The sequence below is a fragment of the Microvirga sp. TS319 genome, assembly GCF_041276405.1.
GTDB lineage: Bacteria > Pseudomonadota > Alphaproteobacteria > Rhizobiales > Beijerinckiaceae > Microvirga.
Map to the genome: position 1 here is coordinate 1,083,995 of NZ_JBGGGT010000001.1, position 20,884 is coordinate 1,104,878.

Genomic DNA, 20,884 nt, shown 5'->3' on the forward strand with positions numbered 1-20,884 from the left:
TCATTCCGTCAGGCGCAGTCGCAGCCTGACACGCCGACCTTCGCGAAGAGATCGAGACATGAAAGCACTGGTTCTTGAACGTAAGGATGAACTCACTCTGCGTGATCTCCCTCTCCAGGAGACGCTCGGACCACGGGATGTCCGGATTGCCCTGCGCACGGTCGGCGTATGTGGCAGCGACGTGCATTACTATACGCACGGCGCCATCGGCCCGTTCGTGGTTCGAGAGCCCATGATCCTCGGTCATGAGGCCGCCGGCGAGATCGTCGAGGTCGGATCGGCGGTGACCGAGTTCAAACCGGGCGACAGGGTCTGCATGGAACCAGGCATTCCCGATCCGACGAGCCGCGCGACGCGGCTCGGCAAGTACAACCTCGATCCGGCGGTGCAGTTCTGGGCAACCCCACCGGTGCACGGGGTGCTGCGCCCGACGGTGGTTCACCCGGCGGACTTCACGTTCAAATTGCCCGACCATGTCAGCTATGCCGAGGGCGCGATGGTCGAGCCGCTGGCCGTGGGCGTGCACGCCGCCACCAAGCTTCAGGTGCAGCCGGGCGATCTCGCCGTCGTGATCGGCGCCGGGCCCATCGGGATGGTGACGATCCTGGCGGCTCTTGCGGCAGGGTGCTCGCGTGTCATCGTCAGCGATGTCCACGAACCGAAACTAGAACTGGCGAGAAAGCTCGGACCCGTCCTGCCGGTCAATGTCAGAAGCCGGAAACTTCAGGATGTGGTCGCGCGCGAGACCGACGGATGGGGTGCGGATGTGCTCTTCGAGTGTTCAGGCTATGCGCCCGCCATGGCGGAGATGTTCGACCTCGTCTGCCCGGCCGGAAAAGTCGCGCTGGTGGGCATTCCGCTCGAACCGTTCGCCTATGATGTCAGCAAAGCGCAGATGAAGGAGGTTCGCGTCGAGAACGTCTTCCGCTACGCCCATGTCTATCCTCGCGCGGTGGCAATGATTGCTTCAGGCAAGATCGACGTGAAGCCGCTGATCACCGATCGCTTCGCGTTCGAGGACAGCATCGCGGCCTTCGACTTCGCCAAGGCCATGCCGCCGACCTCGGTCAAGGTGCAGATCGAAATGTCGACCTGATCGCATTACCGGATCGAGGCCGGAAATGTCGACCTCAGGTCGGCATAAAGGCGCCGATAAAGGATCTGCCGTGATTTGAGGACGTCCACCGACGCGGCCTCCGGTTCGATGACATGGGACAGCGGCGGTGGAGGGCAGGCCTCGTCCAGGCTGACGCCCGACGTGGCGATGCGGGCGAGGCGAGCCGCCCCGAGGGCGGGCCCGACTTCGCCCCCATGATGGTATTTGAGAGGGCGCTCGAGCGCAGCGGCCAGGATCCGGCCCCACAGCCTGGAACGCGCGCCTCCGCCGATGACCGAGAACGTCTCGATCCTGCCTCCTTCGGCCTCCAGCGCCTGCAATCCGTCGGCAAGGGCGAACGCCACCCCTTCGAGCACCGCACGCCCCAGATCCGCACGGCTCGCCGATGCATCGAGGCCGAAGACGACGCCCGTCGCAGTCGGATCGTTGTGGGGCGTGCGCTCGCCGCTCAGGTATGGGAGGAACACGAGACGGCTATGCTTCGGCGCCTGAATGCCGGCGCTCTCGATGTCCGACAGGAGTTCCGCCTCGCTGGCGGCACCGACGAGACGCGCTGCAAAGGAGAGAGCGCTCGCGGCGGACAGGATCACGGCCATGCGGTGCCACATGTCCGGGACGCAATGGCAGAACGCATGAACGCCTCGCTCCGGATCCTTCCGGAGTGTCGCGTCCGCAACGAAGATGACGCCCGAGGTGCCGAGCGACAGGAAAGCCATGCCGGGACGGATGACGCCGATGCCGACGGCTCCGGCCGCGTTGTCGCCGCCCCCTCCCGCCACCGGAACCCCTGGCCTCAGGCCCAGCGCGCCGGCGGCTTCGCGCGTGAGCCGACCGGACACGTCGGTTCCCTCGACAAGACGAGGCATGTGCCGTTCGTCCAGTCCTGTGGCCGCCAGCATTGCGGGCGACCAGTCTCGCTTCTCCACGTCGAGCCAGAGGGTACCGGCGGCATCGGACGGCTCGCTGACCGCCTCCCCGGTCAGGCGCAGCCTGATCCAGTCCTTCGGAAGCAGGATGCGGGCCGTGCGTGCGAAGATGTCGGGCTCGTGTTTGGCGACCCACAGAAGTTTCGGCGCCGTGAAGCCCGGCATCGCCATGTTGCCCGTGATGGCTCGGCTCGCAGGCTCCCTTTGTTCCAACTCGGCGCATTCCGCTCCGGCGCGGCCGTCGTTCCACAAGATCGCGGGACGCAGGACCTGTCCGCTTTCGTCGAGAAGGACGGCCCCGTGCATTTGGCCCGACAACCCGATGCCCTTGACCGCCTCAAGGGAATGCGCGGCTCCGAGCCTGCTCACGGCCGCCCTGGTCGCCTGCCACCACGCCTCAGGATCCTGTTCCGACCAGAGCGGATGAGGTCGGGACACCGCCAGCGGCGCCGTCGCTTCGCCGATGAGCGCGCCGTCCCCGTCGATGAGGACCGCCTTGACGCCTGACGTTCCCAGGTCGATTCCCACATACATCGATCAACCGCCTCGATCAGGTGGTCCTGGAGCATCGGACGTGAAAAATGGAATCCACTTTTGGGATTCATTCGGATGCTCCCCTATAGAACAGCGCATCGGTCTTGCGAAAAACCGGGGCCACTTTTTCGCAAGACCGATGCGCTTGTGTGACCTTCGGAAAGGCCCCGCCTCACAGAGCCCCCCCGTCCAGATAGCGCTGCAGCGTGACGCGGGTTCCTTCGCGCCAGAGACTTCTCAGCGCCGTCTCGAAGGATGCGCGGAACGATGGCGCATCCGCGACGTCGCCGAAGATGTCACGAAGACTTAAGAATGCGGCGGGATCGTCCTTTGCCGTGAGGGCCGCCGGCGTCAGGCGTGCGGCATTCGGATCGTTGAGGACGATGGGGGCCCCCGCATCGTCGGTAGCCGCGCAGTAACGGCACCACAACGCCGATTCCAGCGCCAGCCCCGTCACGTCCGCACCGGCCTTCAGACGATCGCGCGTCGACGGCAGAATGAATTTCGGCTGCCGGTTGGAGCCGTCCTGCGCCAGGCGCGGGATCGTGTCGCCAACATCCGGATTGGCGAAGCGCCTTGCGATGAGCTCGTAATACGCCATCAGATTGACGCCTGGCACCGGCGGCACCTGAGGGATGATCTCCCGGGTCTCGAGCTTGTCGAGAAAGCCTCGGACATGCGGGTCCGCCATGGCGTCGTGGACGAAATGAATGCCCAACAGGGCAGCCGGATAAGCGATGGCAGCATGCCCGCCGTTGAGGATACGCAGCTTCATCAGCTCGAAGGCGGCGACCTCGGACGTGAAGGTGACGCCCACCTCTTCCAACGCAGGGCGCCCTGCCGTGAAATTGTCTTCGAGCACCCATTGCCGGAACGGCTCGCAGAAGACGGGCCAGTTGTCCTGGATGCCGAAGCTGTCCCTCAGGATGGCGCGCTCTCTGTCGGTCGTAGCCGGCGTGATGCGGTCGACCATGCTGTTGGGGAACGCCACGCTCTCGCGGATATAGGCCGCGAGAGCCGGGTCGACGAGATCGGCCAAGCCCGCCACCGCATCCAGCGTGACATGGCCGTTATGGGGAATGTTGTCGCATGACATCACCGTGAAAGGGACCTGCCCCCGCTCGCGGCGGCGCTTGAGAGCAGCCACGAGCACGCCGAACACGCCCTTGGGCGCATCCGGATGCGCCGCGTCGTAGCGGATTTCAGGATGCTCCGGATTGAAGGCCCCCGTCGCGGGATCGATGCAGTAGCCGCCCTCCGTGACGGTCAGGGACACGATCCTCAGGGCCGGGTCATCGAGAGCCGCGACGATCGCGCGGGCATCCTCGCCGACCGGCACGAAATCCGCCATGGATCCGGACACGCGCGCCCTGTTGGCTCCGGGCTCCAGCTCCACCACGGTGGTGAGCCAGTCCTGAGGCGCGAGAGCACGCCGCATGGCTTCATCCCCTGACCGGACGCCGGCCCCCAGCAGCGCCCAATCCAGATCCTTGCCCGCGTTGAAGAGATCGTCGAGATAGATCGCCTGATGGGCACGGTGGAAGTTTCCCACGCCGATATGCAGGATGCCGGGAGACAAGGCCTCGCGCGCGTAGTTCGGCCGGTCGACCGCGGCAGGAAGGGCTCCGAGGGTTGCAAGGCTGAGAGGCTGGCTCATGGCAGTTGGACCTGATTGGCAGGGAGGATGGATTGTCTCGTCGGAGCGGGCTCTTGCGCATCGCCCGGCCGGACGTAGCCGGTCATGATGTCGACAGCCTTGTCGGCGATGGCGAGCACGGGAGCATTGGTGTTTCCGCTGGGAATCGCCGGCATGATCGAGGCGTCGACGATCCGCAGACCCGCAACGCCGCGCGTTCGCAGATCCGGGGTCACGACGGCATGCTCGTCGGTCTCGCGGCCCATCCGGCAGGTGCCGACGGGATGATAGTTCGTCTTGACGGTCCGCCGGCAATGGGCGGCGAGTGCCTCGTCGGAGGAACGATCGGATCCGGGGAAGATCTCCCGTGCGATCATGTCTCTGACCGGGCTCGTCGCCAGAACATCCCGGGCATAGCGCAATCCCGCGATGGTGAGCCGGAGATCGTCCGAATCCCCGAAGAATTGCGGATCGACCTGCGGCGCCTCCAGCGGGTCGGCCGATGCGAGCCGGACCGATCCCCGTGCCTTGGGACGCAGCAGGCAAGGATTGAGCGTCACACCATGCGTCGGCTCGACGCCGGAGACGTCGCGGTCGAGATAGACGGTCGGAACGCAATAGAGCTGGAGGGTCGGCCGCTCGCTTCCATTGGGGTCGACGAAGGCGCAGGCCTCCACGCCCGTCGTGGTGACCGCCCCCGATTTGAAGAGCATGTATTGCAACCCGTGGCTCAGCATGGCCAGGCCACGGTCCTGACCGAAATAGCCGAAGGCTCCGGTCGTCGTCGCTACGATGGGAACTTCGTGATGATCCTGCAGGTTCCGGCCGACGCCCGGCAGATCCACTTCGACCGCAATGTCGTGGCGGGACAGTTCTCCGGCCGGCCCGATCCCAGACAGCATCAGGAGCTTCGGCGTCATATAGGTGCCGGCGGCAAGAACCACTTCCGTGTCGGCATAAAAGGTTTCCGGCCCCGATCGCCCTTTCACCTCCACGCCCGTTGCCCGCCCCTTCTCGATCCGAATGCAGGTTACCACGGTATCCGTCAGAAGGGTCAACTTCGGGTTGCTCAGTACGGGCGGGAGGAATGCATCGACCGCACTGCACCGGCGCTGTGTCGTTCGGTCGATCGTATGCTGCATGAAGCCGACGCCCGCCTGACGCGCGCCGTTGAAATCCGGATTGTAGGGCACCCCTTTCTCCTGCAGCGCCTGTACGAAGGCGCGGCTCATCGCGGAGTGCTGCCCGAGATGGGATACCTTCAGGGGCCCGCTGAGCCCGTGATAGGGCCTGCCGAGATGGTCGTTTCCTTCCTGCCTGATGAAATAAGGCAGAAGGTCTTCATAGCTCCACCCTGCCCCGCCGAGCGCCGCATCCCAGGCATCGTAATCCTGTGCTTGCCCCCGGATGTAGACCATGGCGTTGACCGCGCTGCCTCCGCCGAGAACTTTGGCCTGCGGCACAACCGGGGCGCGACCGCCGAGCTGCGGCTGAGGGACGACATTGTGCATCGTGAGATAGGTATCCCGTGCGAGAAACTTCATATAGCCTGCGGGCATCGCAAGAATGCGGCTGGCCCTGCGCGGCCCGGCCTCGATCAGCAGGACTCGAGCGCCGTGTTCCGCCACCAGGCGGCTGGCGACGACACAACCGGCACTGCCTCCGCCGACGATGATAAAGTCGAACCGCTTTAAGGGCATGAGCCTTCCTCGCCTAAGGCTTCAGCTCGCTTTGCGGGTGGGCAATCGGCGCAGGTTAGCCAAGGGATGGCGCCGGATGCGCTCGACCGCGAGGCCCTCGGCATCGAACAGATGGCAGGTGACCGGATCGAGCTTGATCGCGATGCGCTCATGCACTCCGGTCGGGATCTCTCCATCAGCCTGGACAATCACGGTGGGGCCGCCCTGCAACTGAGTGTAGAGAAATGTCTCACCGCCGAGCCGCTCGACCACCATGACCTCTCCGGTCAACTCCCCCTCTCCCGCCAGATGCATGTGCTCGGGCCGGACGCCGAGGGTCACGGCATCGCCGACCTTTTGACGGCCGGGACGAACGGGGACCGTCAGACTGGCGCCATTGGCGAGTTGAACGGTGGTGCCGGCCTCGTCGACCGAAGCGACCTTGGCCGGAAGAAAGTTCATCTTCGGACTGCCGATGAAGCCCGCCACGAACAGGTTGCGGGGATGATGGTAGAGTTCGAGCGGTGAGCCCGCCTGCTCGACGAGGCCCGCTTGAAGCACCACGATCTTGTCGGCCATCGTCATCGCCTCGACCTGATCATGCGTCACATAGATCATGGTCGCCGCCAGTTCGTCGTGCAGCCGGGCAAGTTCGATGCGCATCTGGACGCGCAAAGCAGCGTCCAGGTTTGATAACGGCTCGTCGAACAGGAAGACTTTCGGCTTGCGCACGATGGCCCGACCGATGGCCACACGCTGCCTCTGCCCACCCGAGAGCTCCTTGGGCTTGCGGTCGAGCAACGCGTCGAGGTGCAGGATGCGTGCGGCCTCGGCGACCTTGGCGCGGCGTTCCTCCTTCGAAACGCCGGCGAGCCGAAGCGAGAAACCCATGTTGTCGGCAACGGACATATGGGGGTAAAGCGCATAGGATTGGAACACCATGGCCAATCCGCGCTCCGATGGTGGCACGTCGTTGACGCGCTGTCCGTCGATCATCAGTTCGCCGGCGGTGATCTCCTCGAGCCCGGCGATCATCCGCAGAAGTGTGGACTTGCCGCAGCCCGACGGGCCGACGAAGACGCAGAACTCGCGGTCGTCGATGGAGAGGTTGACTCCCTTGATGACCGGCACGGCACCGTAGTTCTTCTGAATATCCTTGAGCGTGACGGTCGCCATTGCGACTCTCCCTTTTACTTCACGGCGCCGAAGGTCAGGCCGCGCACCAGCTGGCGCTGGCTCATCCAGCCGAACACGAGGATCGGCGCGATGGCGATCGTCGAGGCGGCCGAGAGCTTGGCCCAGAACAGTCCTTCAGGGGCAGAGAACGAGGCGATAAACGTCGTCAGCGGCGCTGCCGCGGAGGTGGTGAGATTCAAGCTCCAGAACGCCTCGTTCCAGCACAGGATAATCGACAATAGAGCCGTGGACGCGATACCGGGCAGGGACAGAGGCATCAGGAGCATCCAGACTTCCTGCTTCGGCTTGGCGCCGTCCATTCGCCCTGCTTCGAGGATGTCCTTCGGGACCTCCTTGAAGAAGGTGTACAGCATCCACACCACGATCGGCAGGTTCATGAGCGTATAGACCACGATCAATCCCCAGCGGGTGTCGATCGCGCCGATATCCCGGAAGAGCAGGTAGATCGGGATCAGCACGCCCACGGCAGGCATCATCTTGGTGGAGAGCATCCACAGCAGCAGATCCTTGGTCTTCCGGCCCGGAAAGAAAGCCATGGCGTAGGCGGCCGGCACGGCGATCACCGTTGCCAGGAACGTGGCGCCGACCGAAATGATCACGCTGTTGAGCGCGAAGTGAACGTAATCGGCGCGCTCGCGCACGGTGATGTAGTTCTCCAATGTCGGCGTGAAGAAGAGCTTGGGCGGCGTCGCAATCGCTTCGACTTCGGGCTTGAAGCTCGTCAGGACCATCCAGAAGATCGGGAAGAAGATCAGCCCGGCGGCGATCCAGCCGACCAGCGTCATGATGAGCCTTTCGCGCGTTTTTGGGTGCATGGCCCTCTCCTCAATCGGCAATGTTCTTGGCGATCGACCGGACAAGGAAGATCGCGACGATGTTTGCCAGGATGACGGCGATCACACCCGCGGCTGAGGCTCCACCGACGTCGTATTCACGCAACGCACGCAGGTAGATCAGGAAGGCCAAGTTGGTCGAGGCTAGCCCCGGGCCACCCGAAGTAGTGACGTAGATCTCCGCGAAGACCGAGAGCAGGAAGATCGTCTCGATCATGATCACCACGCTGATCGCGCGGCCGAGATGCGGCAGGATGATGAAGAAGAACATGGCGAACGGCCCGGCGCCATCCATTCGCGCGGCTTCCTTCTGCTCGCCGTCGAGGGATTGAATGGCCGTCAGCAGGATGAGCAACGCGAAGGGGAGCCATTGCCACGCGACGATGATGATCACGGAGGTCAGCGGGAGGCTGCCGAAGAAATCGATCACGGGCAGACCCAGGGACCGCGAGAAGAAAGCAAACAGCCCGTTGACGGGGTGCATCAGCATGTTCTTCCAGATCAGCGCGCTCACTGTCGGCATGACGAAGAAGGGCGCGATGGCGAGCAGGCGGGCAACGCCGCGGCCGTAGAAGTCCTGATCGAACAGAACGGCCAGCAGCGTCCCGAACCCGACGGTGATGACCAGGACCCAAAAGACCAGAAAGATCGTGTTGGCCATAGCCGTCCAAAGGGACGGATCGGTCAGCAGATAGGTATAGTTCTCGATCCCGGCGAAGCCGCCGACCGACGGGTCGAGCAGATTGTAGTATTGGAACGAGAACCACAGCGTCATCGCCAGCGGCACGATCATCCATAAGAACAGGACGATGACGGACGGCGCGATCAGGGGAAGGGTTTTGACGTTGCGTTGACTGCGCCTGCCGACGACGGCCGTCGTCGTCGGGACAGGAGCGGTTGTGGTTGTGCCTACCATTGTACCGACTCACAATTGGAGTGAGCAGCCGGCGAGCTCGAAGGCTCGCCGGTTGCATGGCACTTGACTTACTTCGGATAGCCTGCCTGCTTCATCGTCCGCTCGGTGGAACGTTGCGCATTCTCGAGGGCCTGATCGACCGTTACCTGTCCTGCAAGGGCGGCGGCGATCTGCTGGCCGACGGCGGTGCCAATCCCCTGGAACTCCGGAATCGCCACATACTGGATTCCCACATAAGGAACGGGATCCTTCGTCGGCTTGGTGATGTCCGCATTGACGATCGCGTCATAGACAATCTTCGCGAAGGGCGCGGCCTTCTGGTATTCAGGATTGTCGTAGGTCGACTTGCGCGTCCCAGGCGGGACCGAAACCCAGCCGACCTCGTTGCCGACCAGCGTGATATAGTCCTTCGACGTCGCCCATTTCAAAAACGACTTGGCGGCGTCCACCTTCTTCGACGAAGCAGGGATGGCCAGAGCCCAGGACCAGAACCAGGCCGAACCGTTGCTGGTGACTTCGATTGGCGCCGGAGCGAAAGCCGTCTTGTCCGCGACCTGGCTTTCCTTCGGATTGTAGATATAGCCCGCCGCCGACGTGGCATCGACCCACAAGCCGCAGTGTCCGGTCGCGAACAGAGCGCGATTCTCGTTGTGGCCGTTGGCCGTGGCCCCGGGCGGGCCATAATCCCTCATGTTCTTGACGTAATAATTGATCGCATTCTTCCACGGCTCGGTGGTGAGCTGCGGTTCCCATTTCTCATTGAACCAGCGCCCGCCGAATGCATTCACCATGGGGCCAATGAAGGCCATGTTCTCGCCCCAACCGGGCTTGCCGCGCTGGCAGAAGCCATACTGCTCCTTGGACTTGTCAGTGAGCTTAGCGGCATATTCGGAGATCTGGTCGTAGGTCGGCTTATCCGGCATCTTGAGGCCTGCCTGATCGAACAGGTCCTTCCGGTAGTATGTAAACGAACTTTCGGCATAGAACGGCACGGAATAGAGCTTGCCATTGGCCGAAAGGGCGCTCTTCACCGTCGGAATGAGGTCGCCGTAGTCGTAATCAGCGCCAAGATCGTCGAGAGACACCAGCCAGTTCTGCTTGCCCCAGATCGGCGTCTCATAGGAACCGATGGTGATGATGTCGAACTGCCCGCCCTTGGTGGCGATATCGGTCGTCGCCCGCTGACGCAGAACGTTCTCCTCCAGTACGACCCAATTCAACTTGTTACCGGTCGCCTGCTCCCACTTGGGCGCCAGTCGCTGCATGATGATCATGTCGGCATTGTTGACGGTAGCAATCGTCAAGGTTTGACCTTGAGCAAAGGCATAACTTGTGCCAGCAACCAAGCAGGCTGCCGACAATAGGGCGATATTCCTGAACTGCATTGCTTCCTCCAAGATTGTAATTTGTTATTTTATGAATGCTCTCATGACCGATTTTCGGCGTCAATTGCAGCATATTTCATGCCGAAGCTTCTTTTTATGGGAGGATTTCTTGAAGCGTACCTTATTCTTTATAACCGTTACTTCTAACCGCGGGAGGTATTGCGACCCTCCCCGCACGCCCTAGATAACGACGCTCTCCATATCTTTGAACTTCGGTGCGCTCCTCCACTGGATCAACAGCGACGGAACTCGCGCCTGTCCTGAATTCGCGTTGAAGGCGAAGGATGGTCCGCGACAGAACGGACCGTCATGCGCAGAAGCGCAGAACCTCCGACGAGCAAGGACGGTGCTGGTCAGCGGGCTGTTGTCGTCCAGGCCGTGTTTGTGGATGTGCCGGCCTGATGGCGCAGTGAAAAGCCACGCCGGCCCAGTTGGCTGAAGCATCGTTCTTGCGAAAAACCGGGGCCACTTATTCGCCCGATGCGCTAGGCGGACTCATCCCCCGCCAGCCAGGATGGATCAAGCGTGAACAGCTCCTGCGGCCGGTTGACCCCTCTCAGGGCATAGCGGCCGACGGAGACCAGGCAGTCCTGCTCAGCCGTCGAAGCCGCCGCGAAGAATGTCGAGGAGACGAGAAGATCCCTCTCGACGGAGCGACAGAGGGCGGCGATCCGGCTCACCTCGTTCACGGCCGGGCCGACCACCGTGAAGTCGAGGCGGTCCTGACTGCCGATATTGCCGTAAAAGACCTCGCCGATGTGAAGGGCCAGATAGGCATCGGCGACAGGCACGTTCAAGTCTGCGCGGTCCCGGTTGAGGGCGCGGATCCGCGACCGCATCAATTGGTCGGCGCGAAGAGCGGATCGGCAAGCCAGGCTCGGATCCTCTTCCTTGAAGATTGCCAGGGTACCGTCCCCGATCAGCTTCAGCACGTCGCCGCCGGCGTCACAGATCGACGAGATGATGGCCTCGGAATAATCGTTCAGGAATGGAATGATCTGCTCCGGATCCGCAGTCTCGGTGATGTGGGTGAAGCTGCGCAGGTCGCTATACCAGAGAACAGCCTGGATCCGGTCGGTGACGCCCCGGGCGATCCGCCCTTTCAAGACGAGGCGGCCCGCATCACGGCCGAGATAAGTCTCGACGAGGGTCTTGGCGATGCGCGCGAGCGAGGCGCATTTCAGGGCCAGCATCAGGGACGATGCCAATTCGCGGACAAGGGAGATCTGCTCGTCCGTAAAGCCGGAATCGACGTCCGTCGTCCAGGATGAATAAAAGGAATCCATCTCTCCGATGATGCCTTCGGCCTCGAAGCGATGGATCAGGGCGAGATAATCCGTCTGCCCCTCTGCCCGAAGATCCGCAAGAACGGAAAAATCCTCGACATGCCCTGGGCCGATCCGCCGCCGCAGGAAATCCTCCCCGCTCATCAGAAGATGGTAATAGGTGCTCCGTCGCCAATTGGCGGCGGCCTCGCCCTCGACGTTGGTGCGACCATACTCGACCACATGATCGAGATCGCCCTGGTCGTCGCGGCGCCAGCGAAAGACGCGCCCCTCGTGGATCGGGTGCAGCGTATCGATGACGATGTTCACCCGCGCAATCGGAAGCCCCTCGGCCACAAGGCGATGGCAGAAGCCATGGAGAAGTTCCAGCTCCGTCATGCCCGTCAACCCGGCCTCCGTCACCCATCTGGCGGTGCCAGAGGCCTGCCTCCCATCCATGCTATCCCTCACGATCACGAATTCGCCGCCGATTGTTGGCCGTCGGCAGACGGAATCCATCATACCAGCCGCCGATCAATGGGCACACGCCCTTCCCTCGCGGTGGCGGAGAAAGAATGAGCGCCCCAGGCGCTGGGGCACGGCGTTCAGCCGGGAACCTTAGCAACCTGTCCGCGGGCCGTGAGGACAATCCCATTCCGTTGAGGCGATTTTGGGATCGCACCGCGGCGTCTAGGCAGCCCTGGGAAGAACGGCCCCGGCCGCCCTCTCGGCGTTGGAACATCGTCCCACGGACAGTGTTCTCTGTCCGACAGCCAGACGACCCAAAGCGGCTCAGAGAACCTCCGGCCTTAGGGAGGAGAACATGACGAACATTCTGAAATCCCTTGACGAACAGTTCTCGGACAATCTGGAACAGCATGGTCATTACCTGACGGATCCAGAGGCCCGCGACGAAGAGCAATTGGACATGGCGATCAGCCACCTCGCTCCCTTCATCCCCGAGGATCGATGGCCCCAGACCCGGGAAGAGCTGCTGCGCGTCGTCCGCGCCAGCCGGCAACCCCGCTGACAGGTCACAGGCGGTATCTCCGAGCCTCCGGCCCGTGTGGGCCCCTGCCATGGTGTGGCTTCAGGTCCGGTCACGCCTCGATCCATCGCGACGTTCAGGCGAGCGCCGTCGATGTGCCTTGAAACGGGATCGATGCGGCCGTGAGACTTCCCTTATGCGGTGGCGACATCGCTCTGGGGCACGTCGTCGAAGCGCCATTTCAGTCGGACGCCGCCGCTTGCCGTGGCTTCAAGGGCCGGAATCGCGGAAAGAAGCTTGACCGTGTAGGGATTCCGAGGCCGGTCGAAGATCGCGTCGCGATCACCCTCCTCCACGATCCGGCCGTCCTGCATGACGATGACCCTGTCCGCGATCTGCTCGACGACTCCGAGATCGTGACTGATGAAGAGGCAGGAGAACCCATGCCGGAGCTGTAGGTCCGCGAACAGGTCGAGGACCTGGGCCCGCACCGTGACGTCGAGGGCGGAGACAGGTTCGTCGGCGATGACGAAGGCGGGCCGGCGCACGAGAGCGCGCGCGATCGCAACGCGTTGGCGCTGGCCGCCGGACAGTTCGTGGGGATAACGCCTGGCGAAGGTATCGTCGAGACCGACATCATGCAGGATCTCGCGCACGCGATCCGTCTTTTCGCGATGCCCCATCGACGGCACCAGACGCAGGGCTTCACGCACGAGGTCGGCGATGGTCATACGGGGATCGAGAGACGAATACGGGTCCTGGAACACCATCTGACAGTTGAGGCGGTAATGCGTCCAACTCTCGGAGCCTCGACGAACGGGACGCCCGGCAAAGCGGATTTCTCCGTCCGAGGGATCGAGGAGACCAGCAATGGCGCGCCCCAGCGTCGTCTTGCCGGATCCTGATCCGCCGACAAGCGCAACGACCTCCCGTGGCCGAACCGTCAGGTTGACGCCGTGAAGCGCACGCTTGCCCGGCTCCTTACGGAAGAAGCCCTGGCGTCCGCGATACTCCACCATGAGGTCGCGCACGTCCACGATCGGTTCAGCGGATGTGGGGAGATCGCGCTTGGGCAGGCGCCGCGGCATCGCGGCCAGCAGCTTCTGCGTATAGGGATGCCGGGGATGACGCAGCAGATCCTGCGTGTTCCCCTGCTCGACGATTTCACCCCTGCACATGACGATGATGCGATCGGTGTAGCGGGCGACCATCGAAAGATCATGGCTGATCATGAGCACGGCCGTCCCGTGCTCCCGCGTAAGCTCCACCATGAGTTCGAGGACATCGCGTTGGACGACTGCATCGAGCGCCGTCGTCGGCTCGTCGGCGATGAGAAGAGCCGGCTGAAGGAGCATGACCGAAGCGAGCATGATCCGCTGGCGCATGCCGCCCGAGAATTGGTGCGGGTAGGACTCGAGCGCTCCCTCGGGATCCTTGATCCCGACACGGCGGAGCATGTCGAGGATGAGAGCGAGGCGTTTCTCGGCATTCAGGCTGCGATGAAGTGCCAGACCTTCGTCCAGCTGACGGCCGATGAGCATCGACGGGTTGAGCGACGTCATGGGCTCCTGGAACACCATCCCGATGCGCGAGCCTCTCAGCCGCCTCAACTCTCCCGGTGGGAGTTGAGCGATGTCTTTCCCGTCGAAGACGATGCTGCCGGAAGTTCTGCGGATCGCCGGCGGCTCAAGTGCCATGATGGACCGGGCTGCGAGCGTCTTTCCGCTTCCGGATTCGCCGACAATGCCGACGATTTCGCCCGGTGCGAGGGAGAAGTTCACGTTCTTGACGACTTCCAGATCCGTTCGCGAGACTACGAGGCGCAGTCCCTCAACCCGGAGCAGTTCGGTCCCGGCCATGATCAGACTCCTCGCATTCTCGGATCGAGCTTGTCGCGCAGGGCATCGCCGAGCAGGTTGATGCCGAGCAGGGTCAGCGAGATGCACAGGCCTGGAAAGATGCCGAGCCATACGGCCTGGGCGATGAAGGAACGGCTGCTTGCCAGCATGTTGCCCCATGTGGGCGCTGGCGGCGGCACCCCGAGGCCTAGAAAGCTCAGGGCGCTTTCCGCCAGGAGCACCCAGCCGAACATGGAGGTGGCGAGCACCGTCAGGGGAGCCATGCAGTTTGGCAGGATATGCCGTGCCATGGTATAGGCCTCGGAATTGCCCATCACCCTGGATGCATCGACATATTCCTTTTCCCGCAGGGACAGAACGGTGCCGCGGACGACGCGGGCCACGGAAGGCGTGTAGGCAAGCCCCAGGGCCAGGATGATGCCGTACTTGTTGGCGCCCATGACGGCCAGAAGGCCAAGAGCCAGCAGGATTCCCGGGAAGGCCAGCAGGGCATCGTTGAAGGTCATCAGAATCCGATCCGTCCAGCCGCGCAGATATCCCGTCAGAAGACCGATCGCGGTTCCGGCTGCGATCGCGGTCGTCACGGTGAGAAGGCTGATCCACACGCTGGTCGCGGCGGCCGCCATCAGTCGGCTGAGGACGTCCCGGCCGAATTCATCGGTCCCCAGCCAATAGACGGGCCCGGGTGGCTGGAGACGGGTTGCGAAGTTGATCTTCAAGGGGTCGAAAGGCGTCCAGATCGACCCGCACAGGGCGCAGAGGCCGAGAACGCCGACGATGAGGACGCCGAGAAGGGCGTTGGGGGCAATGGATTTCATTCTGCCGTCACTCTCGGATCGAAGACGGGGTAAAGCAGATCGACGACGATGTTCACGACCACATAGACGAAGGCGATGAAGAGGAGGCATCCCTGGATGACCGGGTAGTCGCGGGCGAAGATCGAATCCACGAGGAGGCGGCCGAGGCCGGGAATCGTGAAGACGGTTTCGACGACGGCTATTCCGCCGAGAAGATTTCCGAGCACCAGACCGATGAGCGTCCAGGTCGGGCCGAAGGCGTTCTTGAACGCGTGGTGCATCAGCACAGCGCCTTCGGAAAGGCCCTTCGCCCGGGCATGAGTGATGTAGTCGAGCCGCAGGACTTCGAGCGTGCTCGCACGCGACATCCGGATCAGCACGCCCATCTCGTGCAGGAACAGGGTCGCGACCGGCATGACGATGTAGAGCAGTGCCGCCGTGGGTTCCTCCGAGAACGAGACGTAGCCGACGATGGGAAGCCATTCGAGCTTGAGACCGAACAGGATCAGCAGCAGAAGCCCCAGCCAGAACGTCGGAATCGACAGCAGGATCGTCGCGGTCCCCACCAGAACCAGATCGAGCAGGCTGTTCTGGCGCCAGGCCGCGATCATCCCGGCCGGTACGGCGAACAGGGTGGCGAACAGGACTGCGATCAGCACGATCTTGGCGCTGATCCAGAAGCGGTCGACGACGAGAGGAAGGACGGGCTGGCTCGACGTGATCGATTGTCCGAGATCGCCCTGGAGGATGTTGCCGAACCAGATTGCGAACTGCACCGGCAAGCTGTGATCGAGCCCGAGCCGCTCCCGCAAGTCCGCAAGGCTCGCCGGATCGGCCATGTCGCCGAGCATCAATGCCGCGGGGTCGCCCGGGATCAGGCGGATGAGCACGAACACCGAGACCGCCATGATGAGGAGCGTCGGAACCGCCATGACAATCCGCTTGGCTATGAAGCGCAGCATTGCGTCGCTCTCCTCAGATCGGCCACGGCGAGGTCATGCCGAGGGCATTCCTGCCGAACGCCTGTTGTTCATAACGTCGGCGAAGAAGTCCTGCACCTGGGGCACGACCTGGTTTCCATCGTGCGGCACGTTCGGCACCACATCGAAGCGGACGCGGATGCCGGCGTCTTCGAAGGAGCGGCGAAGGCTTTCGAGCCGCTCCGGGCGCGTCCGGCCGGCATCGTTGGCGCCGGACATCCAATGCGGGCTGCCCTCATGATGGGTGATTTCCCAGGTTTCGAGGTCGGCAGCGCCGACGATCATCTGCACAGGCACCTGCCGCATGGCGGCGAGATCGACCGTAACCCCGAACCTTTCCTTGACGTCGCGGATGCCGACCCACCAGTCGCGTGTCGGATCCAGGAGCGTCACCGAGCCGGGAGCCCCGATGGATGCGGCCCACAGACGCTTCGGATGAAGGAGGAGGAAGCGGTGGGTGAAGTGACCGCCGCCGGAGAATCCGAACAGCGCGAAGCGGGCGACGTCCATCCCGTAGCGTTCGCCGACCTCCTCGACGATGGACAGCAGGACCCGGTCATAGCGGATCTCGGCCTCCTGAATGTACTTGAAACCATCACGATTGCCGTCGCCCCTGATCCCCACGGGGAAGAGCGGGCACAGGATGATGCAGTTGTTCCAGCGGCCGAACTCGGCGAACCCTTCGCAATACGTCATGAATGCCCGGCCGGTTCCGTGCATCGCAACTACGAGTTCGGGAGTCCCCCTGCGCCCCAGATCCGGGGGCACGTAGAGGCAATAGGAAAAGCGCGGATCGTGACGACTCGCGAAAACTGTGGTCAGACCGCGATCATAGATCTGCCGCCCGAGATCCTCGGGCCGGATATTGTCGGCTGGCGTGGGTGTATCGGCGCGATCCAACGAGAAACTCCGCATGAAACCTGAGTGATGCCATGGACCGGCCGACGCAGATGCCGGCCGGTCCGCTGCCGGAGCCGAATGCGATCAATCGGCGATGTGAACCTCCCAAGCCCGCGGCTTGGAGAGGACGGAGGCGGTGTAGCCCCGAACCTTCTTGCGGAAGGCGCTGGCCTCGATGCCGTTGTAGAGCATCACGAAGGGCACTTCGTTCAGGAAGCGGGCGTGCAGTTCGTCGAAGACTTTCTGACGCTCGGCTTTGTCGGAGATCAGCATCGACTTCTCGAGCAGAGCCTGCGCCTCGGGATTGTCCCAGACCTTCCGGGGCTGCTTGTCCTTCGGGCCCATGACGGAATCATAGCTCAGGGACGGGTCGAGACGAGCCGAGTACGGGAACGCCATGACCTGGTAATTGCCCTTGTTGTACCGGTCGAGCTGAGTGCCCCATTCCAGCACCTCCAGGTTGGCGTTGATGCCGACCGCCTGGAGCATGGCCTGGATGAGCACGGACGATGCGAAGGTCTGGGGATAGCGCTTGTTCGTCAGGATCGTGATCGGCTCGCCCTTGTAGCCCGCCTCCTTCAGGAGACTCTGCGCGGCTTGTGCGTCGTACGTATAGCCCTTGTCATGCGCGGCGGTGTGATACGAAGAGCTCAACGGCACAATGGAGTTGTTGTGCTTGGCGAGACCCTCCGTGACGGCGGCGGTGATCTGGGGCGTATCGAGCGCCGCCGCAATGGCCTGGCGCAGCTTGACGTTCGACAGAAGCGGATCCCGCGTCTGGATCAGCAGCGCGCTCAGACCCATGTTCTGTGCGATCGAAAGCTCCAGCGCCGGATTGGCCTTGATCTCCTTCACATCCGCATTGGTGATATCGGGCACGACGTCGATATCCCCCCGCAGCAGAGCCGCCTTCGCGGCCGCATTGTCAGGGACCACCACGAAGCGAACCTCGTTCACGAGAGGACGCTTCGAGCCGGCATAGCCATCGCTCTTGCCTTCGGCCGGGTTCGCATAGGCGTCGAACTTGGACAGCTTGACGAACTCGCCGCGCCGCCACTCCTCGAGCTTGAACGGACCGGTTCCGATCGGCTTGTCCCACGATCCGTCAGCCTTCACGGAATCCTTGTGGATGATCCCGGTCATGCCGCAATCGGTGCGCGCCAGGGTCGCGAGGAACAGGGCATCCGGCCTGTCGAGACGAAACACGACCGTCTGGGCGTCGGGCGTTTCGACCGCCTGTACTTTCGACCGCCCGCGGCCATCGAATTCGGAGAGGCAGCGCCATTCCGTCTTGGGGTCCGTGTAGCGCTTCCAGCTCCAGGCGACATCCTCAGGGGTCAGAGGTGCGCCATTGTGAAACGTGACTCCGCTGCGGAGCTTGAACGTGTAGGTGAGACCATCCTCGGAAACCGAGACCGACTGCGCCAGAAGCGGTTTGATGCTCGCATCCTCGCCATAGGCGACCAGCCCTTCGACCACATGCAGGACGACAGCGTCTGTGTTGTCGTCCCGGTTGACGCCCGGATTGGTGCTGCGGATGTCCGCATTGAGCGAAATCCGCAGCGGGGTCTGCTGGGCCAGCGCCGGAAGCGCCGCCGTCAAGGCTCCCGTCATGCAGCCCGCCAATAGAATCCTTGCCTTCACCTTCATCATTATCCTCCGACAATCGTCCTTGTTCCCACGCCGTCTTCTTTGTTGTCGCAGCTCGTGGCGGCTGCTTAGAGGGCCTTCACATACGGTGTCGCAGGGGCCGCTCCGGGCCCGGACTGAAAGGCCGGACGCTGAATCTCCATGTCGAGCCTATATGTGATGAACGTCCGGTCGAGCGCCGGAAGCATGGCAACCTCCATGAGGCCGCTCATCGGCTCCATCACGATCATCGCCACCGTCGCGCTCAGATTGCTGCTGAGATTCTTGCGCGGCGGGCGGCAGACCGACCACGGCGTCTCGAAGTCGTCGAATAGCGCGTTCTTGACCACGTCACGCGTCACGCTGCCGAGGTGAGGCTCGATCAGCGCTCGGACGCGCAGGTCCCGATAGAGGCTGTCCGGCGTGTTCGCGATACCGGTGTCCTTGAGCTTCGTGAGAGCGATCGGGCTCTGGAAGTGATTGGCATGAACGACGAGGCCGCGCTCCGGCAGCACCTGAAACGTTTCGTCGGGCGCACATTCGAAATCGATAGCGATGCCGTTGGCATGGCTGACGATCATGTTGTTCGCCGCCGACTTGCGGGTCGTGTAGACGGCCTGCATCGAGGCCGCCAGCTGCCTCTGCTCCAGAACCTTCCGGCGGATCAAGGCGAGCGGGACGCCGAGTCTTTGATAGTCGCGATCCGTCTCAAGGTAGTTCGCCGTGATTGCAATCCCGGCCGCGTTGAAACCCGACCGCGCGAGCGCTCCGGCCTCCGTGAAGGTCAGGATGTCAGGACCGTCTTCGCGCCTGATCTTGAGAACCACCGCCGTTTCCGCGCATTCCGCCTTCCAGTCCCAGTTCTGGGCGTGAATGAGGCGCCCCTCGGCCGTCATCTCGGGCAGGACGACGACGCCTGTGCATCCATCGGGCTCTTCGTCGAGCGCCTCCCACTCGGCGACAGGGCGGCGGGCCAGCTTCAGGATCTCGGTCCTGGCATTCAGGAGCACGACGGATTCCAGCGCCACCCCTGCGCCCTCGGCAATGCCACGCATCTCCTCGAGATAGGTTGGATCGAACCGGTCGATGGCGGGCAGAAACTTATCCACGAGCGCCGCGATGTCGTCCTTGAACGGCTTTTGACCGGCGATCTGTGACGAATAATGCTCGATTCCGAGCCGCACCCTGCCCGCCGCCTGCTCGCCATACTGGCGCCCGCGTTCACGAGGGGCGCCGGACACTTCAATGAGCGGACAAGGCGTGGCCATCTGGAAATTCTCTTTCGGTAACTCGGCTGTTCGACTGGACTAAGTGTATTTCATAGTGATAGAATACAATCAATAGGGAAGTTCGGAATGTTTCAACCCACTCGCCTGCAGCAGGAATTGGCCGATCGCATCGTTCGCCTCGTGAACGAAGATGGACTTCAGGTCGGCACGTTTCTGAATGAGAACAACCTGGCGAAGCGGCTGGAGGTCTCACGAACTCCCGTACGAGGAGCCCTTCAGTACCTCGAGCATCGGGGAATTGTCGTGCGGCGCCCGAATCGGGGGATGGAGCTCATTGCCCTCCCAGAACAGGCGCCCGCTGCAGCGTCAGTGAACACGGATGAGGAATGGCTGGTGCGGATTGCCCGCGATCATCGCAGGGGCGAGCTCTCCCAGGACTTCTCCGAGGTCGAGATCATGCGGCGCTACAGCCTGAACCGCCCGACGGTCCAACGCATCCTGTCGCGCCTCTCTGATCTCGAGATGGTGGAGCGCAAACCGGGTTACGGCTGGAGGTTTGCAACCGGATTCCGCGACCCTGCCGCCCGCGACGAAAGCTATCGTTTTCGTCTGCTCGTCGAGCCTATGGGACTCCTTGAACCAACCTTCCGGCTCGACCGGCACTGGATCGAGGAGATGCGCCGACGCCACGCCGAGACGCTCGAGCGTCCTTGGCAGGAAACCTCGAGCATCGCGTTCTTCGAGATGAATGCGGCCTTCCACGAGGGCCTGGCGGCAGCCTCCGGGAACCGGTTCATCCACTCCGCCATCCGACACCAGAACCAGCTCAGGCGCTTCTCCCAGTACGACTGGAAATTCGGCTTCGAGCGCGTGGTGATCAATTGCCGCGAGCATATGGAGATCCTCGACTATCTCGCCAAAGGCGAGCGCGAGGTCGCCTCGGTTCTGTTGCGCCGGCACCTTGAGAGGGCGAGCCAGGTCAGATCGCGCGACAATCCGGATCCGGGCTAGACC

17 protein-coding genes are annotated in these 20,884 nt (G+C 62.9%); 3 read left to right on the plus strand and 14 right to left on the minus strand.

Annotated elements, in window-relative coordinates; all coding sequences use genetic code 11:
• The first annotated feature begins 58 nt into the window (after positions 1-58).
• Complete coding sequence (locus AB8841_RS04945) at positions 59-1,096, plus strand: NAD(P)-dependent alcohol dehydrogenase (protein WP_370434724.1); 1,038 nt, start codon at positions 59-61, stop codon at positions 1,094-1,096.
• Between the two features lie 5 nt (positions 1,097-1,101).
• Here the strand turns inward: AB8841_RS04945 and xylB are convergent, their stop codons facing one another.
• From xylB to AB8841_RS04985, 8 genes are all read right to left on the minus strand, one after another.
• A complete protein-coding gene (xylB, locus tag AB8841_RS04950) occupies positions 1,102-2,577 on the minus strand; it encodes a xylulokinase (protein ID WP_370434725.1) in 1,476 nt (491 codons plus the stop codon).
• A gap of 172 nt (positions 2,578-2,749) precedes the next feature.
• The gene (locus AB8841_RS04955; protein ID WP_370434726.1) at positions 2,750-4,234 is read right to left on the minus strand and encodes a mannitol dehydrogenase family protein; all 1,485 of its coding nucleotides are present in this window, start codon (positions 4,232-4,234) and stop codon (positions 2,750-2,752) included.
• Complete coding sequence (locus tag AB8841_RS04960) at positions 4,231-5,913, minus strand: GMC family oxidoreductase (protein ID WP_370434727.1); 1,683 nt, start codon at positions 5,911-5,913, stop codon at positions 4,231-4,233. Before AB8841_RS04960 ends, AB8841_RS04955 begins: the two co-directional genes overlap by 4 nt.
• A 21-nt stretch (positions 5,914-5,934) precedes the next feature.
• A complete protein-coding gene (locus AB8841_RS04965) occupies positions 5,935-7,068 on the minus strand; it encodes an ABC transporter ATP-binding protein (protein WP_370434728.1) in 1,134 nt (377 codons plus the stop codon).
• Positions 7,069-7,082: 14 nt separating this feature from the next.
• Positions 7,083-7,904 carry a carbohydrate ABC transporter permease gene (locus AB8841_RS04970; RefSeq protein ID WP_370434729.1) on the minus strand — a complete coding sequence of 274 codons (822 nt, stop codon included), beginning with the start codon at positions 7,902-7,904 and terminating at the stop codon, positions 7,083-7,085.
• 10 nt (positions 7,905-7,914) lie between these two features.
• Positions 7,915-8,838 carry a carbohydrate ABC transporter permease gene (locus AB8841_RS04975; RefSeq protein ID WP_370434730.1) on the minus strand — a complete coding sequence of 308 codons (924 nt, stop codon included), beginning with the start codon at positions 8,836-8,838 and terminating at the stop codon, positions 7,915-7,917.
• A gap of 68 nt (positions 8,839-8,906) precedes the next feature.
• Positions 8,907-10,223, minus strand: coding sequence for a sugar ABC transporter substrate-binding protein (locus tag AB8841_RS04980; RefSeq protein WP_370434731.1), 1,317 nt, complete (start codon positions 10,221-10,223; stop codon positions 8,907-8,909).
• A gap of 485 nt (positions 10,224-10,708) precedes the next feature.
• Complete coding sequence (locus AB8841_RS04985; RefSeq protein WP_370434732.1) at positions 10,709-11,947, minus strand: adenylate/guanylate cyclase domain-containing protein; 1,239 nt, start codon at positions 11,945-11,947, stop codon at positions 10,709-10,711.
• A gap of 364 nt (positions 11,948-12,311) precedes the next feature.
• On the opposite strand from AB8841_RS04985, the gene AB8841_RS04990 reads away from it, so the two are divergent.
• Positions 12,312-12,518 (plus strand): hypothetical protein, encoded by a 207-nt coding sequence (locus AB8841_RS04990; protein WP_370434733.1) that lies wholly within the window; start codon positions 12,312-12,314, stop codon positions 12,516-12,518.
• Between the two features lie 152 nt (positions 12,519-12,670).
• Here AB8841_RS04990 and AB8841_RS04995 read toward each other — a convergent pair whose 3' ends face one another.
• From AB8841_RS04995 to AB8841_RS05020, 6 genes are all read right to left on the minus strand, one after another.
• Positions 12,671-14,335 carry an ABC transporter ATP-binding protein gene (locus tag AB8841_RS04995; RefSeq protein WP_370434734.1) on the minus strand — a complete coding sequence of 555 codons (1,665 nt, stop codon included), beginning with the start codon at positions 14,333-14,335 and terminating at the stop codon, positions 12,671-12,673.
• A 2-nt stretch (positions 14,336-14,337) separates the two neighbouring features.
• Positions 14,338-15,153, minus strand: a complete 816-nt coding sequence (locus tag AB8841_RS05000) for an ABC transporter permease (RefSeq protein WP_370434735.1) — start codon at positions 15,151-15,153, stop codon at positions 14,338-14,340.
• Positions 15,150-16,094, minus strand: coding sequence for an ABC transporter permease (locus tag AB8841_RS05005; protein WP_370434736.1), 945 nt, complete (start codon positions 16,092-16,094; stop codon positions 15,150-15,152). The genes AB8841_RS05000 and AB8841_RS05005 overlap by 4 nt, the downstream gene beginning before the upstream one ends.
• 33 nt (positions 16,095-16,127) lie before the next feature.
• Positions 16,128-17,012: an alpha/beta hydrolase gene (locus tag AB8841_RS05010; RefSeq protein WP_370434737.1), complete on the minus strand. Its 885-nt coding sequence runs from the start codon at positions 17,010-17,012 to the stop codon at positions 16,128-16,130.
• An 84-nt stretch (positions 17,013-17,096) separates the two neighbouring features.
• Positions 17,097-18,662 (minus strand): ABC transporter substrate-binding protein, encoded by a 1,566-nt coding sequence (locus AB8841_RS05015; RefSeq protein WP_370435541.1) that lies wholly within the window; start codon positions 18,660-18,662, stop codon positions 17,097-17,099.
• Positions 18,663-18,730: 68 nt separating this feature from the next.
• Complete coding sequence (locus tag AB8841_RS05020; RefSeq protein ID WP_370434738.1) at positions 18,731-19,909, minus strand: C45 family autoproteolytic acyltransferase/hydolase; 1,179 nt, start codon at positions 19,907-19,909, stop codon at positions 18,731-18,733.
• Positions 19,910-19,996: 87 nt separating this feature from the next.
• Between AB8841_RS05020 and AB8841_RS05025 the strand changes: the two genes are divergently transcribed.
• A complete protein-coding gene (locus AB8841_RS05025) occupies positions 19,997-20,881 on the plus strand; it encodes a GntR family transcriptional regulator (protein WP_370434739.1) in 885 nt (294 codons plus the stop codon).
• Positions 20,882-20,884: the final 3 nt, after the last annotated feature.

Excerpts from the sequence above, each read along its gene's own strand:
- AB8841_RS04955 (WP_370434726.1), bottom strand. The coding sequence starts at position 4,234 with ATGAGCCAGCCTCTCAGCCTTGCAACCCTCGGAGCCCTTCCTGCCGCG.
- AB8841_RS04985 (WP_370434732.1), bottom strand. The coding sequence starts at position 11,947 with ATGGATGGGAGGCAGGCCTCTGGCACCGCCAGATGGGTGACGGAGGCC.
- AB8841_RS05015 (WP_370435541.1), bottom strand. The coding sequence starts at position 18,662 with ATGAAGGTGAAGGCAAGGATTCTATTGGCGGGCTGCATGACGGGAGCC.
- AB8841_RS04980 (WP_370434731.1), bottom strand. The coding sequence starts at position 10,223 with ATGCAGTTCAGGAATATCGCCCTATTGTCGGCAGCCTGCTTGGTTGCT.
- AB8841_RS05025 (WP_370434739.1), top strand. The coding sequence starts at position 19,997 with ATGTTTCAACCCACTCGCCTGCAGCAGGAATTGGCCGATCGCATCGTT.
- xylB (WP_370434725.1), bottom strand. The coding sequence starts at position 2,577 with ATGTATGTGGGAATCGACCTGGGAACGTCAGGCGTCAAGGCGGTCCTC.
- AB8841_RS04990 (WP_370434733.1), top strand. The coding sequence starts at position 12,312 with ATGACGAACATTCTGAAATCCCTTGACGAACAGTTCTCGGACAATCTG.
- AB8841_RS04945 (WP_370434724.1), top strand. The coding sequence starts at position 59 with ATGAAAGCACTGGTTCTTGAACGTAAGGATGAACTCACTCTGCGTGAT.
- AB8841_RS05020 (WP_370434738.1), bottom strand. The coding sequence starts at position 19,909 with ATGGCCACGCCTTGTCCGCTCATTGAAGTGTCCGGCGCCCCTCGTGAA.
- AB8841_RS05005 (WP_370434736.1), bottom strand. The coding sequence starts at position 16,094 with ATGCTGCGCTTCATAGCCAAGCGGATTGTCATGGCGGTTCCGACGCTC.
- AB8841_RS04970 (WP_370434729.1), bottom strand. The coding sequence starts at position 7,904 with ATGCACCCAAAAACGCGCGAAAGGCTCATCATGACGCTGGTCGGCTGG.
- AB8841_RS04975 (WP_370434730.1), bottom strand. The coding sequence starts at position 8,838 with ATGGTAGGCACAACCACAACCGCTCCTGTCCCGACGACGACGGCCGTC.
- AB8841_RS04960 (WP_370434727.1), bottom strand. The coding sequence starts at position 5,913 with ATGCCCTTAAAGCGGTTCGACTTTATCATCGTCGGCGGAGGCAGTGCC.
- AB8841_RS04965 (WP_370434728.1), bottom strand. The coding sequence starts at position 7,068 with ATGGCGACCGTCACGCTCAAGGATATTCAGAAGAACTACGGTGCCGTG.
- AB8841_RS05000 (WP_370434735.1), bottom strand. The coding sequence starts at position 15,153 with ATGAAATCCATTGCCCCCAACGCCCTTCTCGGCGTCCTCATCGTCGGC.
- AB8841_RS04995 (WP_370434734.1), bottom strand. The coding sequence starts at position 14,335 with ATGGCCGGGACCGAACTGCTCCGGGTTGAGGGACTGCGCCTCGTAGTC.